The following is a 14,370-nucleotide window of genomic DNA, read 5'->3' on the forward strand; positions in this document are numbered from 1 at the left end:
AGGCTACCCCCTTACTGTGCTGAGCGCATGATTGCTTTTTGATCCTGGTACTGAATATCGTAGATACGCTGATACAAACCGCCATTGCGCAGAAGGAATTCATGCGTTCCCCGTTCAGCGATCCCCCCTTCATCCAGTACGAGGATCTCATCAGCATGCTTAACTGAAGATATACGGTGCGCGATAATGAATGTTGTACGGTTCTTCATTACTTCCTTCAGTGCCTTTTGTATCTTTACTTCTGTCTGCATATCAACGGCACTCGTCGCGTCATCCAGAATCAAGATACTTGGATCGATCAGCAGCGCCCTGGCAATTGCTATACGCTGCTTTTGACCTCCGGACAGACCCATGCCCCGTTCACCAAGCATCGTATCGTACTGATCAGGCAGTTCCATGATAAAATCATGGGCTTGCGCACGTTTAGCTGCATCTACAACTTGCTCAAAACTGACATGATCCGGATTGCCGTACGCAATATTTTCTTTGATTGTCGTGGAGAAGAGAAATGCCTCCTGCAAAACGAAGCCAATGTGCTGCCTTAACATCCGCAGATCATAATCCTGTACAGGCTTGCCGTCTATGTAGATATCGCCTGATGTTGGTTCATAAAAGCGGGTCATTAACTGGGTGATGCTTGTTTTTCCTGATCCGGTTCCACCCACAAGACCGATGATTTTACCTGGCGGCGCATCAAAGCTGATATCTTTAAGAGCCATGTCATCTTCCTTCACATACTGAAGTGAAACCCTGTCGAAGGTTACATGCCCGTTTATCTTTCTTTTGCTGATTGGCTGATCCAGCTGCTTGATATCTTCTTTTGCTTCCAAAACTTCCAGCAGCCTTTCCCCCGATGCCTTCGCTTGAGAGAACATATTGATTATAAAGCCAAGATTCGCGAGCGGTCCCAAGATGTAAGAGACAAGGCTGAAGAAAGCGACCAAAGCTCCTAATTCAAGCTGGCCGGAAATAACAAGATATCCGCCATAGGAGATGAGGACAACCATACAGATATTGCCGATCAGTTCCATGAGCGGGAAAAACTTTGCCCACACCTTGGAAGTGAAAATATAGTTGTCTCGATAAGTGGAATTATTATCTGTAAATCGATCAATCTCAAACTCTTCGCGTGATAAGGATTTAACCGTATTCATCCCGCTGATATTTTCCTGCACACGTGTATTAAGCACACCAAGGGAAGTTCTGATGTTTCGGAAAGCAGGATGCACACGCCGATCGAAACGATAAACGACCACAGCCAAAAACGGCATGGATACCATCGTAACAAGGGCAAGCGGAACAGAATATGCGAACATAACAGCAAGGCTGATCACAATCAGCAGGACAACACGAAGAAATTGGCCTACTCCCGCCGACAGAAAGAATCGTATTCCTTCTACATCCGCAGTCAACCGGGACATCAAATCACCTGTACGCGCGTTATCATAATACGTGAAGCTCAGTCTCTGCAGCTTTTGATAAAGACTGTTCCGCATCTTGAAAACCGTTTGGACACCGAATAGATCTCCAAGATACTGCTGCAGGAAATTGGCAACCCCCTTAATAATCATTAATAATACGAATCCGGCTGATATAATCGGAATAAGATTGTACTGATTACCCAGCACTACATCGTCAATCGTTATTTGCAAGATGATGGGATAGACAACTGTTATAGCTGTCACAATAGCGATGAATAGAAGCGATAAGTAGAAGTTGCGTCGATACGGCCAGTAGAATTCCTTCAATTTCCTGAATATATGCAAACCCTTCTCCCCCTCCAAGATTAGTCGCATGTTCTAATATATCGGGTTCCGAACTAATTTACCAGCTTAAATTAACGATTATTTAAAAAAGTTTGAATTTAGGTTAAATAAAAAAAGCATCGTTTACACGATGCTTCGATAATGCTCTTGCAGGAATCGTACATATCGCTCTAAATCTTCAGACTGCTGAAAACTAGCTTGCGCCACTTGGGCACTCCCGCCGCCCTTACCTCCGAAATCAGAGAGGGTTGTGCGGAATAGATTTCCGCTATGGAATTCTTCCAGATTATGCGTCAATACCAGCTTTCCGTCCGCAGCATTGGACAGTACGACAAAGTTCTTGCCAGCTTTGAGCAGTTTATCTGCCATTCGCTGCAAGGCTTTCACGTTTTTTCCTCCATAAGATCGAGTTACAATAGGACCCTCCGTTTGAATGAGTTCCTGTAATTCCAATTCTTCAAGTCTTCCTTCCAGCTCTTCCGCCCTTTTGACAGCTATTTGCAAATCAGCTGCTTGCTTCTGGATCCTATCGAGAACTTCCTGGCTGTTTGTTTGGAATTGGTCTGCTGCTTTTTCCACAATGGTAAACATATTCCGGGTGGTTTCCAGAGCTCGTTTTCCGCACTGGAAATAGATACGCTGCCCCTGTTTTTGTTTTTCTGTTTTTAGGATCTTAATCAACCCTATTTGTCCGGTAGATGAAACATGTGTGCCGCCACACGGGTTGTATTCCACTCCATCAATTTCAACGATCCTGACATCCTCAGTCACGGATGGCTGTTTGACAACAGGTAATTCAGCCAGCTGCGCAGCTGTCACATAATAGCTGGAAATCAGGCGGTTATCATAAATTAGTTCATTTACCTTTTGTTCTGTCTTTTCCAATTCTGCTTCTGTCAATTTGTCCCCAGGAAGATCAATTGTCACAGCTTCCTGTCCTAGATGAAAACCAATCGTTGGACGATCTAAGACGAAACGGAAAGCAGCAGAAAGAAGATGCTGTCCGGTATGCTGCTGCATCAAATCGAAGCGATGAGCCCAATCAATCTTGCACTCAACCTTACCTCTTACGCTGGACTCCAGACCATAATATGGCACTGCACCTTTGCTTTCGACAGCTTTGACTTCCAAATCAGATATGGTTCCTTGATCTGCAGGCTGTCCGCCGCCACCAGGATAAAATGCTGTTTCCTTCAATGACACATAGTATAGTCCATCTTTTTCATATGTATCTTCAACTTCTGTTGCCCACTTCTCACAAAAAGCGTCTTCTCTGTATAGCAGCTTGCTCATATCGTCCCACCCTTTATTTTCTGATAGAGCAAGCTTATCATGAATCACTTATCAGTAGAAAGTCTGCTCAACTATATCTAAGGGCATCCAACTGATTTATCAACATCGTCGTGAAGTTACCGCCAGTCTGTATATGCCGCACTCTTCCCTTTCTGTCCAGCAAGACAATGCATGGCAGCTTCTGTACTCTGAAGGTATTTTTCATTTGATGCCTTTGATCGAGATAGACAGGCAAATCGATATTATTTTTCAGCACATAATCATGTATTCTTTGTCCATCTAAATCCGATGCTGAGCGGGGTACATGAACCAATATGATATCAAAAAACCGTCTTTCAGAATTTGCAAAATTTAAAAAGACAGGTAGTTTCTCCTTACAAATCGCACAGCTGATAGACCAATAGTAAAGAATAACCGGCCGATTACCAGCATCTTGATGGGGTAATGTAAGCCAATTTGCGGTCTGCTGGTCAATTGTTTGTGGTAGCTGCGGTATCATGCCTATACATCCTCCCTCTTGAGCATCTCATCGCCCGGCTGCCAATTCACGCCGCATGCTTCTCCTGTTTGCAGCGCCTCCAAAACACGCAGTAATTCTGTTGTCTCCCTGCCAACCAAATCTGCATGCATTAGGTAATAGCAAATTTCACCCTCCGGATTGACAATGACTGTAGCTCGTAAAGATGTATAGCTTTTGCCGTCCAGCACACCGTAAGCCTGAGACACGTCACCCGTAAAGTCAGAAGCCAATGGATAGGTCACATTCTGGATCCCATTCTGTTCCCGTGGTGTTTCCTGCCATGCAGCGTGGGAAACAAGACTATCTGTAGAGATGGCAATTATCTCCGCATCCAAGTCATGCACTGTATCAATTTTATCCGCTAAATCATTCAATTCAGTGGGACAAACCGTACTGAAATCACGAGGATAAAAAAAGAGCACCAACCATTTATTATTATCAATTTTCTGTTTCAAGCTGATAGTCGCCGTCTTACCATCAGGCATGACAGCGGGCAGCTCGAACTGAGGTGCAGCACTCCCGATCATGGGCCCTCCCCCTTCATTTATACCTGTGTCACTATATGCTTATTGCCAGCATTTGTTACAGAACGTTTTGTCACTGCCTATTCCGGGTACTCTCCTAGGAGCAGAAATTGTAAAAGGAGACATGGTATGAACTTTCTAACAGACGGACTACAATTCAACTATGACGGCTTGATTGAAAAAACCGTGTCAATCGGCCTGCAGCTGCTGCTAATCATTATCGGTTATTTTGTTTTGCGAGCAGTTGGTAAAAAACTGATCAGTACGAGCTTGAATAAAGCAAGTTCTAAACAGCGTATTTCAACAAGCAGAATGATGACATTGGAAAAGCTGCTTATCAATACATATGGGTATGCCTTGATTTTCCTGCTCATTGTCATGGTATTTGGCGTTTTTGACATCCAGATTGGACCGTTGATAGCAGGGGCCGGGATTATCGGACTTGCCATCGGATTCGGCGCCCAAGGTTTGGTGAGTGACGTCGTGACTGGATTCTTCATCCTTTTGGAACGTCAAATTGAAGTAGGAGATGTTATTACTACATCCGGCTATAATGGTGTTGTAGAAGAAGTAGGATTACGGACGACACAGGTGAGGAGTTTCGATGGCACATTGAATTTCATTCCGAACCGCAATATAAACGGGATAAGCAACCACTCTCGCGGCAACATGCGCGCTATGGTTGACATTGGCATCAGCTATGAAGATGATATTGATCATGCTTTAAGAGTGCTGCAGGAAATATGCGAGTCGTTCCAGCAAGATGAACGCTTCCGGGAAGGACCAGATGTCATTGGTGTACAGGAACTGGGAGCATCTGAAATCACTTTACGAATCATTGGTCATACAGCCAATATGGAACAATACGGTGCAGAACGCGATATGAAAAAGGCAATCAAAGAAGCCTTCGACAGAGAAGGAATTGAAATTCCATATCCACACCAAGTTTTTCTGCAGCGAAAAGAAGAAAGCGCAAAGCAATAAGCTTTGCGCTTTTCTTATGCGTGGTTCATATAAGCCAATACAGCTTCGACTCCAAAGTGCAATGCCTGTTCATCAGGCTGCAGCTTACTATGATGCAATCCATAAGGTGAATCGACACCTAACCAAAACATAAAACCAGGAATCTCCTTCAGCATATAGCCAAAATCCTCACCGGTCATTGCAGCCGGAGCTTCCTTATACGTCAATGACGTTTTTGCTACAGCTCCTTGGAATGCTTCTACCTTCATTCCATCATTGTATACCTGATAATAATTCGAACCATAATCAATTTCAATCTGACAGTTATGACTAATTTCCATACCTCTTGCCTGCTGCTCGATATGCTGCTTCACCAGAGCAATAGCTTCCGGATCCATCGTTCTGATCGTGCCCTCCAAACGGGCAGTTTCCGCAATTGTATTCTGCACAAATCCGCTTTCCATCTTTCCGATTGTTATGACGGCACTTTGCAGCGGATCCAAATTACGCGCTACGATTCCCTGCATATTCGTCACAAAAGTACTAGCCGCGACAACCATATCCCTTGTTAAATGCGGATAAGCAGCATGTCCGCCTTTTCCTTTGAAATCAAGGAACAACTCAGACGTATTAGCAAATAGCAAACCTGCTCTTGAAGAAACAGTACCTACTGGAAGCTCGGGTGCAATATGAAGAGCGAATATCTCATCCGGCCACCATTCTTTTAGAATACCGCTTTGCATGAGCGGTAAAGCTCCTCCTGGACCTTCCTCTGCTGGCTGGAAGATGAATACGATGTTTTGTAAAGGCTGATCTTTGGCACAAGCAGTTAATGCGCCTAAAGCAATTGTCATATGCAAATCGTGCCCACACGCATGCATACGGCCTTCATGTTCTGACTGATAGGAGAGACCAGTAGCTTCCGTAATCGGCAATCCATCGATGTCCGTGCGATATGCAACCGTTTTTGAGCCGACAGACCCTGCCACTCTTACGATAATACCTGTCCGCCAAGTTTTGATTTCCAAAAATTCCTGTGGGAGTTTGCGGATGTAAGCAAGCAAATAGGCTTGCGTCCTCTCTTCCTGGAATCCAAGTTCGGGTATACGGTGCAAATCCCGTCTGATCTGTATCAATGTATCTTCCATGCCATCACCTGCTTTAGTTGATAATAAAAAAAGGAGCAGCAGCTGCTCCTTTTCCTTGTTAGTTCAGTTTACGAAGCTCCTGACGAATTTCTGTTTTTGATTTCGTCTGATCATCGATTTCTTTCAATACACGTGCTGGTGTTCCGCCAACAAGTGTGTTTGGAGCTACATCTTCAGTCACGATTGCGCCAGCAGCAACAATCGCTCCTTTTCCTACAGTTACGCCTTCCAATACGACAACGTTAGCACCGATGACAACATCGTCTTCGATAACAACTGGTTTCGCGGATGGTGGTTCGATAACACCAGCCAAGACCGTACCAGCTCCGATATGGCAGTTCTTACCAACAGTTGCTCGTCCGCCCATAACGACGTTCATATCGATCATAGTACCTTCACCGATAACTGAACCGATGTTGATGGAAGCACCCATCATGATAACGGCACCATCACCGATTTCCACTTGGTCACGGATAACAACACCTGGCTCAATGCGTGCATTGATTCCTTTCATGTCCAATAGAGGAATCGCAGAGTTCCGGCGGTCATTCTCGATGACATAATCCTCGATTGCTGCTGTATCTTTCAAAAAGCCTTCCAGCTCGCTCCATTCACCGAATAAAACTGCTGTGTTCGCTTCGGGGAAAGCTTTAACGCTTTCTGGGTAAGCCAGCGTGTCCAGGCCTTTCCCTTTTACGTATACTTTAACTGGTGTAGATTTTTTACTATTCGAAATGAAAGAGATGATTTCATTTGCGTCCATCATTTTCATGGTTTTTGCCTCCTATGTAACAACGTATGGAATTACTTTATCAAAACTTTTACTAATCAACAAGCTTTTTCAACCTGCCTGGTTTTTCGCCAGAAACACGTGATCAGACATTGGTCTTATCGCCGGTTGGATGGTAATGCACTTGTTCATGTAAGTAGCGGTTCATCTTTTTAAGAATCGCCCTTCGAGTCAGGATTCCCTCGAAGTAACCTTCCTCATCCAGCACGCAAAGAAAAGCTTGGTTCACAACAGCCTTCAATGCTGTCAGAAAAGAATCCGATTTCTTCAATACTGGTACATCCGTAAGCATCGTTTCCGACACTTTTATCTCGGAAAGCTTCTCCATCTCGAATCTCTCCATACCGAGAACTTCATTCAGGATTGCAGTCTTCGATATCATGCCCTTCAGTCTATACGTATGATCAAGTACGGGAATGACCGAATAACCTGATTTTACAAGCACAAGCAACGCGTGCTCCAGCGGGTTGTTCAATTGAACGTGAGCAACCTTTTCAGACTCGATCATCAAGTCCTCTACCGTTATTGCGGTGAGTTCCTGCAACTCTAATTTTGCCATTCGATCTCTCCTTTTGTCAGCGGCAATAGAAGGAGGTCAATCGCCTCTACCAGTTTACCACAACCCTCTGCAGCCTTCCAATTTCGACAACGTTTTCAAAGTGTCACATTTGGGCAGCTGCACCATAAAATATTTCCAGGATTGACTCGGTTTTTATGGTGTAAAGCTAAGAAAAGCTTTATACTGAAACAAAGCAGAAATGAGGTAAATAATTGGAAACTTATATTTTCACAAAAAAAGAAGAAGCCGCCCACTCTATCACGCATGGGTTCGGGGCTTTACTGAGTATTGCAGCCCTTGCTGTTGCAATCGTCTTGGCAAGCTTCACGAAGGATCCTTGGATCATTGTTTCTGTTACCATCTATGGTACGACAATGCTGCTTATGTATCTTTCTTCGACCATCGTTCATGCCTTGCCTGAGGGAAAAGTGAAGGATATTTTCCAGATTATCGATCACGCAGCCATCTATCTTTTTATAGCTGGCACCTATACTCCTTTATTGCTGATCAGCCTCAGAAGCTCGCTCGGTTGGACGATTTTTGGCATCGTTTGGGGAATTGCACTTGCAGGTATCATCTTCAAGATTTTCTTCGTCAAGAAATTTTTGATTATGTCGACAGTTTTCTATGTCTTGATGGGCTGGATGATCGTTCTCGTTTGGGAACCGATGCTTGCAGCTTTGCCGCAGCAGACGATTCTTTACTTGGTCATTGGCGGTCTTTTCTATACAGTTGGTGCTGTATTCTACGTTTGGCGAAAGATTCCTTATCATCACGCCGTATGGCATTTGTTCGTACTGGCGGGATCTGCTTTCCATTTCTTCGCCATTCTTTTCCTCATCTGAAGCAAAAAAGGCATTCTCCCCCTTCATTCGGGGAAGAGTGCCTTTATTACGGATAAAAGAAGGTGCACGTTATGAAAAAGACTTTGATTTCAGCTGCTGCGGGAACAATCATAACCGGAGCTGGACTAGGATATATGTATGCACGACATATAGAACCAGCACGGCTGGTAACAAAATCATACACACTTACTAGTGAAAGGCTGCCTAAATCTTTTCATGGGCTGAAAATTGTTCAATTCAGTGATTTACATTTGGGCTATCATTATTCCATTCGGAAGCTTAAACGTTTAGTTCGTCATATTCAGGAACAGCAGGCAGACGTCATCGTATTTACCGGCGATTTTGCCGATCGCCCAATACGACTGAAATGGAAGCAAGAGATCGTCGATTGTCTGACGACACTTCAGGCACCATTCGGAAAGTACTGGATATACGGCAACCATGATTATCGTGACGAAAGCGAAGCAATTGTTGCGAAATATATGGACGCTGGAGGATTCACACCCCTTCATAATACTGCTGCTTTCCTAAAACGCGGACAGGATCATATTCTCCTTGCCGGTATTGACGATGTCATCCGAAGCACACCGAACCTGCACGCAGCCACTCGTCATAGTGATGATGATTCCTTCACAATCCTGTTGGCACACGAACCAGACTTAGCAGAGAATGTGAGACATTTGCCAGTAGATGTCCAATTATCCGGTCATTCGCATGGCGGACAAGTAAGAATTCCTTTCTACGGGGAAGTGATTGTGCCTCCTTATGGCAGGCGATATGTGGATAGCCATTATGAAGTTGGCTCACGTCCCTTGCATGTTTTCGTTTCCAGAGGTGTCGGTACGACAAGAATGCCAATTCGTTTTGCATGCCCGCCGGAAATATCTCTACTCACCCTTCAGCATGGACCAAAGCACGTCGAGCTTAAATAAGAAAGAGCTTGCCAATTGTACAGCTTTTCTGTACGATAGTACCATTCTCCGATAGGGACTATTCCTGCAACAGGAGGTTAATCGAATGAAAGTGAACTGGACATTAGAGGATATAGCAAAAGCTTTGTTCGTCGTTAATCGGCACGCAAAGACAGCTTCTGATCCAAGCCACTTGTATCAATTAAAGAAACAAACAGTAGCGAAACTGCTGGAACAGAACAAGGCAAAGAAAATCGGCTTGCATTTTTCTGAACACCCAAAACTCAGCAGACAGCACTCTACCATGCTGGTACAAATAGCAGACTATTACTTCCATATTCCAGCTGCAAAGGAAGATTTCAAGACACTGCCGCATCTTGGAGAATTGGACAAGACTTTTCGGAACCCGAGGCCAAACCTTTCCCTTTCTCAAGCAAAGCGGATCCTTTCCAGCTATTTGGATTTACCGCAGCAGGATACCAGACCAAAACAGCAAACACCTATGAGCAGATCGGCATATTATACGCCGTCCTCACTTGGTCAGTTCACCTGGCCAGACAAGAAAAAGCGCCGCAGCTAAGCTGTGCGCTTTTTCTGTTTACCGCCTAAAACAGAAAGCAACCTAATCAAGATGAGTACGCTGCAAACGATTGTCATGACTAAAAGCAGTCTTTCTCCTAAAGCTTCCCACTGTATCCATCCTTTACGATATAAATTACCCAATGCCGTATGCGCACATAGTACAAATAGAATATAGTACCACTGCTTCCTTACCAGCCACTTTATACAGATAAATATAACTGCAAAAACAGACAGAACACCTAACAGGCCTACTATAGGCAAAATCATTTCTACCATCCCTTCCCGCTTACAGTTTTGACTAAAAAATAACCAGCTAAACAAAAAGGAATCCCTTTATCAATCAGGATTCCTTGTCTTCTTCCACTATGTTATAATGTATCAATCGTTATTCCATATGATCAGCCGGAATGCCATATTTATCATCCAGCGACTCTTCTATCTTTAGCATTGCCTGATCATCCTGTAATAACTCATTTTTGTTTTGCGTGATTAATTCTTCTAAAGAAAGCTTGCGGGGTCTCATCAATTAGCCTCCCTTTATATTTTCCTTTAGCTATTCCCAATACTATCACGTTATAATCAAAATTGTTTGAACATTATGTTAAGAAAGTATGACAATGGAGGATTTCAGATGGAACATCTTATCAATCCGCGCGTTACAAACATACAAATCTCCGGCATTCGCCGCTTTTACAATCTAGTGGCTGATAAAGAGGATATGATCAGCCTGACAATTGGACAGCCTGATTTTCCTACCCCGCTTCATGTAAAGGAAGCCGGAATCGAAGCAATCCGTACTGACAAGACGACGTATACACCAAATGCTGGTCTTATGCCTTTGCGTCAGGCAATCAGTGAGTTTTACACAAAATACGCTCCCGTCTACCGCGCTGCCGAAGAAATCATAGTCACAGTGGGAGCATCACAAGCTATCGATATCACACTGCGGACTATCCTGCAGCCAGATGATGAAGTAATTTTACCCGGTCCAGTGTATCCAGGTTATGAGCCGCTTATCACGCTGGCTGGAGGAAAGCCCGTTTTAGCTGATACAACTGAAAATGGATTTAAATTAACAGCCTCCATTTTGGAACAATACATTACACCGAAGACAAAATGTGTCATCCTGCCTTATCCCTCCAATCCGACTGGTGTCACACTTACATACAAGGAACTGGAAGAAATAGCGGATTTCTTAGCTGATAAGGAAATCTTCATTTTATCTGACGAGATCTATAGCGAGCTGACATATGATAATGCCCATGTATCAATTGCCGGTTTCCCGCAGGTTAGGGATAAGACGATTATTATTAATGGTTTGAGTAAATCCCATTCCATGACCGGCTGGCGAATTGGATTCACACTTGCACCGGCATGGCTGAGCACCCATATGCTAAAAGTCCATCAATATAACGCTACTTGTGCAAGTTCTGTCAGCCAATATGCTGCGATCGAAGCTCTGACAAATGGCCTAAAAGATCCTGTTGGTATGCGTGAAGCATACCGGGAACGCAGGGACTACTGCTTGAAGCGCTTGGAAAACATGGGATTGACTGTCGAGAAACCAAATGGGGCATTCTATATTTTCCCGAAATTCCCGATTAATGAAATGACTTCTTTGGATCTTGGTTTGACATTAGTGGAGAAAGCAGGCCTTGCTATCGTACCAGGAGATGCGTTTTCCCATCTCGGGGAAGGATATATGCGGATTTCTTATGCTTACAGCATGGAGCTGCTCCAAGAAGGAATGGACCGATTGGAGCGTTTTCTATCTACTAATAAGTTAGCATAACAAAAGGACAGGTCGCTTAGAACCTGTCCTTTTTTATATCTTTCTTTTTGCTTCATATAAATTCAGCAGCTTGTCCAATTCCTGGCTTTTCGCAATAGATTCACTGCTTGTAAACCCCTTCTCAAATGCTACTTCTGCCATTTGCTCACGCAGTACCTCAATCTGCTGCGTCAGCCTATTTAAATTGATTAGTTTATTGGAATGCTGCAGACAATATCTGGCGTGTTCAGGCAATATCATTTGATCACCATTATCCCTCATTAGTTACAAATCTTTTCCATAACTTATCATGCCAAAAGATCGAATGAATGTAAAGTTTATCAAGCACTTTTCACACTTTTTACATAAGTGGCTGACAAGCTTCCACCTTCTCTCCTATGATTCGGCAAAAGATGACGGAACGAAATTAGATCTTTATTCATAAAGGAGCCAGTCTATAGTCACGGTTACGCTCCAGAATACAAGATGGAAATAGTATTCGAAACTGGGCTAACGTCTATACCCCTTTACGCTCTGCGCCATATAGTAAGGTGTAAGCTTTAGGAGGTGAAACAGAATGGGTTACGGATACGGTGGCTTCGGCGGTTTCGGCGGAGGCGGTTACGGTGGCGGTTGTGAAAATGTCGGCGGTTACGGCGGCGGTGGCTGCGGCTATGGCAACGGCTTTGCTTTGATCGTTGTACTTTTCATCTTGTTGATTATTGTTGGTGCAGCATTCTACTGCTAATACTAACAAAAAAAGACGGCATCTTAGGATGCCGTCTTTTTCATTAACCAATGATGATTCGCTCTTTCGGATAGTGGTAGTTAGCTGTCTGTGAATTCCGCTGCAAGGAATAAAGGAACGTCAGTATACCGACACGTCCAAGAAACATAAGCAGCATCAAGACTATTTTGCTTGCATCACTCAGCTCTGGTGTAATTCCAAGACTCAGGCCGACCGTTCCGAACGCGCTGCAAACTTCAAATAACACTTCTGTAAGCGAAAACGGCTCAATAGAAGCAAGGATCACTGCAGAAGTGAATACCAAAATCATCCCGAAGATCGTTACGTTGATTGCTTTGAAAAGATCTTCCGGGTGGATTTCCCGCCGAAGGACAGTAATCTGTTTATTCCCTCTGGCAAAATGATAAAGCGCAATTACCACTAATGCCAGGGTGGTAGTCCGTATACCTCCTCCGGCACTGCTAGGAGATGCCCCGACAAACATCAGCGCAGACATGAACAGCTGATTTTGTTCTGTAAGCTGGGCAATATCCATTGTTGCCAGCCCACCACTTCGGGTGGTAACCGATTGGAAAAGGGAGTAGAACAGTACTTCATGCCACGATTTTCCCACAAAGAAATTCCTGGAATCAAGCAAAGCGATGATGATTGCACCAGCAAAAATAAGTACCATGAAAGTAATGGTTGTCAGCTTAGCGAATAGAGAAAATCGAATAAAAGTACGCTCATCCTTTGAAGCAAATATATACTGTTTTACCTCAATCAGAACCGGGAATCCGATTGCTCCCAGAACGATAAGCAGCATATGTACGAATTGTACGAAATAATCGTGCCGAAACGGAATCAGTGACTGCCCTGTTATATCAAAACCGCCATTGGTCGTTGCGCTGATGGAAGCAAATAAGCCCTGAAAATAAGCTTCTCCCGCAGTAGGAAAATACTGAAGATAATACGTCCCCAAGACAAGGAATCCAATCAGCTCTATGGAGAGGACTACAACCAATATCTGCTTCATAAGATTAACTGCTCCGCGAAACGACACTTGATTTTGATCTACCATGATCAGTCTTCTTTCCTTGAAGCCGATCTTTTTACCGAACAGCATCCATACAAATGTTCCTAATGTCATGACGCCAATTCCGCCGAGCTGCATCGTAAAGGCTATAAAAATAATGCCTGTCGTATTGAAGTATTCATGAATTGGCACAGAAGCAAGTCCTGTTACGCTAATTGCACTAACCGCTGTAAATAATATGTCGACGAAGGATATATTCGTTCCTTCTCTATGAGCGACTGGAAGTGCCAGCAAACACGTTGAGATAATTACAGCTGCTAAATAAAATAAGATGATCAATCTGGTTGGCGAAATATTATTCAGCCATCGCCAACGCGGGTCATAGGTACGCATACAAGAGCTCCTTTAATTGCACGTTCTAAACGTTGTCTATTATAGCAGGCATACTAAAGAATAGCTCGCTTTTTCAAGTGCACTTATTCTGTGGTTCCTGCTCCGCTGGTCAATATCTCTTCTTCTTCCATTCCTTCTTGACGCATGCTTTTAATGGAAGCGAACAGTTCCAGTTTTTCTTCCCTTGCAAGCGTACCCTTCATAATGACGTTTCCTTCCTCTCCTAAATCATTCACTTCCTGTACTTGGACAAGGAACATTGCTGGACGGTTTTCTGGTTTTGTAATTCGTACTTGTGCGAGCAGTACTTTACCGCTTTCCGATAATTTTTGTACACTGTCCAAATCTGTTTTACCCAAGACTGCTTCCAGCACCCATTCGTTATCTTCTTCCTTGTTGATGATCAATCCCTCTGCCAGTCTCATTTCCTTTTCGTTTAAAGCATCTTGATCTGTCGGATATAAAGTCAGCTCTACCAATTTGAATGTTTTCAAAGTACCTCTCCTTTTAACATGTCCAATTATGTCTTTTTCTCTATCTTA

Annotated in this window: 17 protein-coding genes and 1 pseudogene; 6 read left to right on the forward strand and 12 right to left on the reverse strand. The window is 43.8% G+C overall.

Annotated elements, in window-relative coordinates; genetic code table 11:
* Positions 1 to 11: 11 nt before the first annotated feature.
* The 4 genes from SFC25_RS12805 to SFC25_RS12820 form a co-directional block, all read right to left on the reverse strand.
* A complete protein-coding gene (locus SFC25_RS12805) occupies positions 12 to 1,766 on the reverse strand; it encodes an ABC transporter ATP-binding protein (protein WP_411215650.1) in 1,755 nt (584 codons plus the stop codon).
* A gap of 123 nt (positions 1,767 to 1,889) precedes the next feature.
* On the reverse strand, positions 1,890 to 3,059 hold the full coding sequence (locus tag SFC25_RS12810) for an alanyl-tRNA editing protein (RefSeq protein WP_411215651.1): 1,170 nt from the start codon (positions 3,057 to 3,059) through the stop codon (positions 1,890 to 1,892).
* Between the two features lie 67 nt (positions 3,060 to 3,126).
* Complete coding sequence (locus SFC25_RS12815; RefSeq protein WP_411215652.1) at positions 3,127 to 3,558, reverse strand: TlpA family protein disulfide reductase; 432 nt, start codon at positions 3,556 to 3,558, stop codon at positions 3,127 to 3,129.
* A gap of 2 nt (positions 3,559 to 3,560) precedes the next feature.
* Entirely contained in the window at positions 3,561 to 4,106 is a 546-nt protein-coding gene (locus tag SFC25_RS12820; protein WP_411215653.1) for a peroxiredoxin, read from the reverse strand.
* A 126-nt stretch (positions 4,107 to 4,232) separates the two neighbouring features.
* Between SFC25_RS12820 and SFC25_RS12825 the strand changes: the two genes are divergently transcribed.
* Positions 4,233 to 5,087 carry a mechanosensitive ion channel family protein gene (locus SFC25_RS12825; RefSeq protein WP_411215654.1) on the forward strand — a complete coding sequence of 285 codons (855 nt, stop codon included), beginning with the start codon at positions 4,233 to 4,235 and terminating at the stop codon, positions 5,085 to 5,087.
* Positions 5,088 to 5,101: 14 nt separating this feature from the next.
* Here SFC25_RS12825 and SFC25_RS12830 read toward each other — a convergent pair whose 3' ends face one another.
* The 3 genes from SFC25_RS12830 to cbpB all read right to left on the reverse strand — a co-directional run bounded on the left by SFC25_RS12830 (position 5,102) and on the right by cbpB (position 7,563).
* Complete coding sequence (locus tag SFC25_RS12830; RefSeq protein WP_411215655.1) at positions 5,102 to 6,214, reverse strand: N-acetyldiaminopimelate deacetylase; 1,113 nt, start codon at positions 6,212 to 6,214, stop codon at positions 5,102 to 5,104.
* 58 nt (positions 6,215 to 6,272) lie between these two features.
* On the reverse strand, positions 6,273 to 6,986 hold the full coding sequence (dapD, locus tag SFC25_RS12835) for a 2,3,4,5-tetrahydropyridine-2,6-dicarboxylate N-acetyltransferase (protein ID WP_411215656.1): 714 nt from the start codon (positions 6,984 to 6,986) through the stop codon (positions 6,273 to 6,275).
* 103 nt (positions 6,987 to 7,089) lie between these two features.
* On the reverse strand, positions 7,090 to 7,563 hold the full coding sequence (gene cbpB / locus SFC25_RS12840) for a cyclic-di-AMP-binding protein CbpB (protein WP_411215657.1): 474 nt from the start codon (positions 7,561 to 7,563) through the stop codon (positions 7,090 to 7,092).
* A gap of 212 nt (positions 7,564 to 7,775) precedes the next feature.
* Here cbpB and trhA point away from each other — a divergent pair, with 212 nt between their 5' ends.
* From trhA to SFC25_RS12855, 3 genes are all read left to right on the forward strand, one after another.
* Positions 7,776 to 8,408 (forward strand): PAQR family membrane homeostasis protein TrhA, encoded by a 633-nt coding sequence (gene trhA / locus SFC25_RS12845; RefSeq protein ID WP_411215658.1) that lies wholly within the window; start codon positions 7,776 to 7,778, stop codon positions 8,406 to 8,408.
* A gap of 71 nt (positions 8,409 to 8,479) precedes the next feature.
* Complete coding sequence (locus tag SFC25_RS12850; RefSeq protein WP_411215659.1) at positions 8,480 to 9,340, forward strand: metallophosphoesterase; 861 nt, start codon at positions 8,480 to 8,482, stop codon at positions 9,338 to 9,340.
* 85 nt (positions 9,341 to 9,425) lie between these two features.
* Positions 9,426 to 9,899 (forward strand): YkyB family protein, encoded by a 474-nt coding sequence (locus SFC25_RS12855; protein ID WP_411215660.1) that lies wholly within the window; start codon positions 9,426 to 9,428, stop codon positions 9,897 to 9,899.
* Here the strand turns inward: SFC25_RS12855 and SFC25_RS12860 are convergent.
* Both SFC25_RS12860 and SFC25_RS12865 read right to left on the reverse strand, forming a co-directional pair.
* Positions 9,896 to 10,168, reverse strand: coding sequence for a hypothetical protein (locus tag SFC25_RS12860; protein ID WP_411215661.1), 273 nt, complete (start codon positions 10,166 to 10,168; stop codon positions 9,896 to 9,898). The genes SFC25_RS12855 and SFC25_RS12860 overlap by 4 nt on opposite strands.
* A 118-nt stretch (positions 10,169 to 10,286) precedes the next feature.
* Complete coding sequence (locus SFC25_RS12865) at positions 10,287 to 10,424, reverse strand: FbpB family small basic protein (RefSeq protein WP_411215662.1); 138 nt, start codon at positions 10,422 to 10,424, stop codon at positions 10,287 to 10,289.
* 108 nt (positions 10,425 to 10,532) lie between these two features.
* Here SFC25_RS12865 and SFC25_RS12870 point away from each other — a divergent pair, with 108 nt between their 5' ends.
* Complete coding sequence (locus SFC25_RS12870; RefSeq protein ID WP_411215663.1) at positions 10,533 to 11,693, forward strand: aminotransferase A; 1,161 nt, start codon at positions 10,533 to 10,535, stop codon at positions 11,691 to 11,693.
* Positions 11,694 to 11,726: 33 nt separating this feature from the next.
* Here the strand turns inward: SFC25_RS12870 and SFC25_RS12875 are convergent, their stop codons facing one another.
* Complete coding sequence (locus tag SFC25_RS12875; protein ID WP_306452922.1) at positions 11,727 to 11,954, reverse strand: aspartyl-phosphate phosphatase Spo0E family protein; 228 nt, start codon at positions 11,952 to 11,954, stop codon at positions 11,727 to 11,729.
* Between the two features lie 388 nt (positions 11,955 to 12,342).
* On the opposite strand from SFC25_RS12875, the pseudogene SFC25_RS12880 reads away from it, so the two are divergent.
* Positions 12,343 to 12,420: pseudogene (locus SFC25_RS12880) on the forward strand (YjcZ family sporulation protein); the annotation flags it as partial.
* A gap of 43 nt (positions 12,421 to 12,463) precedes the next feature.
* Here SFC25_RS12880 and SFC25_RS12885 read toward each other — a convergent pair.
* Complete coding sequence (locus SFC25_RS12885; protein WP_411215664.1) at positions 12,464 to 13,828, reverse strand: TrkH family potassium uptake protein; 1,365 nt, start codon at positions 13,826 to 13,828, stop codon at positions 12,464 to 12,466.
* Positions 13,829 to 13,911: 83 nt separating this feature from the next.
* Entirely contained in the window at positions 13,912 to 14,322 is a 411-nt protein-coding gene (locus SFC25_RS12890; protein ID WP_411215665.1) for a YwpF family protein, read from the reverse strand.
* Positions 14,323 to 14,370 lie beyond the last annotated feature (48 nt).

It is taken from the genome of Terribacillus saccharophilus (assembly GCF_046592595.1).
Taxonomy (GTDB): domain Bacteria; phylum Bacillota; class Bacilli; order Bacillales; family Amphibacillaceae; genus Terribacillus; species Terribacillus saccharophilus_C.

Excerpts from the sequence above, each read along its gene's own strand:
- SFC25_RS12810 (WP_411215651.1), bottom strand. The coding sequence starts at position 3,059 with ATGAGCAAGCTGCTATACAGAGAAGACGCTTTTTGTGAGAAGTGGGCA.
- SFC25_RS12815 (WP_411215652.1), bottom strand. The coding sequence starts at position 3,558 with ATGATACCGCAGCTACCACAAACAATTGACCAGCAGACCGCAAATTGG.
- SFC25_RS12820 (WP_411215653.1), bottom strand. The coding sequence starts at position 4,106 with ATGATCGGGAGTGCTGCACCTCAGTTCGAGCTGCCCGCTGTCATGCCT.
- SFC25_RS12825 (WP_411215654.1), top strand. The coding sequence starts at position 4,233 with ATGAACTTTCTAACAGACGGACTACAATTCAACTATGACGGCTTGATT.
- SFC25_RS12830 (WP_411215655.1), bottom strand. The coding sequence starts at position 6,214 with ATGGAAGATACATTGATACAGATCAGACGGGATTTGCACCGTATACCC.
- dapD (WP_411215656.1), bottom strand. The coding sequence starts at position 6,986 with ATGAAAATGATGGACGCAAATGAAATCATCTCTTTCATTTCGAATAGT.
- cbpB (WP_411215657.1), bottom strand. The coding sequence starts at position 7,563 with ATGGCAAAATTAGAGTTGCAGGAACTCACCGCAATAACGGTAGAGGAC.
- SFC25_RS12850 (WP_411215659.1), top strand. The coding sequence starts at position 8,480 with ATGAAAAAGACTTTGATTTCAGCTGCTGCGGGAACAATCATAACCGGA.
- SFC25_RS12855 (WP_411215660.1), top strand. The coding sequence starts at position 9,426 with ATGAAAGTGAACTGGACATTAGAGGATATAGCAAAAGCTTTGTTCGTC.
- SFC25_RS12860 (WP_411215661.1), bottom strand. The coding sequence starts at position 10,168 with ATGATTTTGCCTATAGTAGGCCTGTTAGGTGTTCTGTCTGTTTTTGCA.
- SFC25_RS12865 (WP_411215662.1), bottom strand. The coding sequence starts at position 10,424 with ATGAGACCCCGCAAGCTTTCTTTAGAAGAATTAATCACGCAAAACAAA.
- SFC25_RS12870 (WP_411215663.1), top strand. The coding sequence starts at position 10,533 with ATGGAACATCTTATCAATCCGCGCGTTACAAACATACAAATCTCCGGC.
- SFC25_RS12875 (WP_306452922.1), bottom strand. The coding sequence starts at position 11,954 with ATGAGGGATAATGGTGATCAAATGATATTGCCTGAACACGCCAGATAT.
- SFC25_RS12885 (WP_411215664.1), bottom strand. The coding sequence starts at position 13,828 with ATGCGTACCTATGACCCGCGTTGGCGATGGCTGAATAATATTTCGCCA.